Source organism: Gilliamella sp. Choc6-1 (assembly GCF_001690385.1).
In the GTDB taxonomy this organism is placed as follows: Bacteria; Pseudomonadota; Gammaproteobacteria; order Enterobacterales; family Orbaceae; genus Gilliamella; species Gilliamella apicola_A.
Genome location: NZ_LZHI01000032.1, coordinates 1 through 1,851, shown reverse-complemented (window position 1 = coordinate 1,851; position 1,851 = coordinate 1). Strand labels below are relative to the sequence as shown.

Below are 1,851 nucleotides of genomic sequence, written 5' to 3'. Positions count from 1 at the left end.
CCCCGCCTGTATATATCGCCACACCGAATCAGGAGCGGCATCATCAACTGCTGTAAAACTTGTATTACTCGATTGCTCATTTAGTGAAACAGTACGCGGGTAATACACCGTGTTGTGCTCTGTCGCTGCCGGTAAATTGGTTAATGATAGTGGAAAGTGATTCCAATAATTTATCGAGCTATTTAGTTGCCCATTTTTTCCTTGTAGGTGAAAAACCTCTTTCGTGGCTATCCAGTAATGTCTGTTTTCTACCACAAAACGGATGGTTAATTCCGTGCCATTATTCTCATTCAATGACGATATACCACTCACTAATTCAACTTCATCAGGAATATCAGCTAGGGTTAATTCCGGATAATTCACTTGATAACGGTTAATCAACTCCGTTTTATCTGCCTGCGTTAAACGGTGCTGGCTAACTTCACCCCCCTTATTTTCAACTACCCCATTTATCCCTGTAATCACCATATTACTTGCATTATCTGAAAGATTGGATGATAACTTTAATGTATATTCTGGCTTAACTTTAACGTAATAATCACTAGCATTGCCAATAAACTGTATCCCCAATCCTGCCGGTAACGTCCCTTCAGCTTTAGCGGCCTGAATTAATCTTGCCTCTTTTTCAACTAATAAAATGGTCTTTTCACTTTCCGGTAACTGCTCTGCTAAAGCTCGGGTTTTACTGATAAATGCCGGCAAATCATCACAGGTAAATAATTCAACGTGTGCTAGCTGTGGTAAGTTAGTGTCTAATGCTCGCTTCATGGTCGATAACGGAGCCTCTTTGGGCTCGTCAAAACGTTCCGATTGACTAACATTATGACCAATATATCCAATAAAATCGCCTTTCTTTATTGGTACCGGCTTTTTTAATACCACAATTTTATCTAGCTTTCCTGGCTCGAAAGTCGATGACGTCACCGAGGTTAATTTGACATAGCCCTTATGCGGGGCATCATCATCGCCATTTTTATCCACCAAAACCGCTGGCACATCACAGTTGTTGATTTTCCGAATTTTGGCATACCCCTTATTTTCACCGTCAAATTCAAACGTCGCTGTCTTAGGTAAATAGGTTAATTTCTGTTTATTGTTTGCCGCACCATATACTGCAATGCCTTTTACGGCTACTTCGGGTTTGCCCAGCTTGTCATTATCTTCCAGACAAATGACATAATCCTTGTTGGCTTCTGCAATTGTTCCTGTCGGTCTATCTTTTGCTGTGGCTCCAATATCTTTATGCCAAACATAGCCCGTTATATTGCCCAATTCCTGTTGAAATCCGTTTGGCGTAACTAAAGTACCTTCTGTTATCGACACTATTTTATACCAGCCCGCCATTTTTTGATGTCGTTCCCCTAAACGGACTTTACTGCCTTTGAGTAGTAATCCAACAACGGTTGTTTGGCTTCCATTTTCTCGTATTACACTACCCGTAATGGCTTCCGATTTTACTTCATTGACCTTCCCTAATTGAGTTGATTGCCAATAACCAGGATAGTCAACCTTACCATTCCCTTCCTGTTTCTTTTGCTGATAACCATACCAATCTAACTGATGCATATATAAACTGTATAACGTTATTGATGGTGGTGTGTCGGTTGAATTAGCAATTTTGGGCATTTGTAACAGGTGCCTGACTAAGGTAAACCCTGTTGAGAAATAAGCAACTTTTTGTTGTTCCTTATAAGGCAGTTTTAGTTCAACATTGTCCTGATACACAATTTTAGGATAAACATCATTCACTCGATAAGCTATCACTTCACCATCAGCCATACAACGCAGCTTCGCTTCCTCTTTGATTTCTTTCAATACCTTTTTGTCAATATGGATACCACCATGCCATAT

Annotated in this window: 1 pseudogene; it reads right to left on the bottom strand. The window is 40.2% G+C overall.

The features are described 5' to 3' along the window. Positions 1-1,851, bottom strand: a pseudogene (locus A9G36_RS10150) (hypothetical protein); the annotation flags it as partial.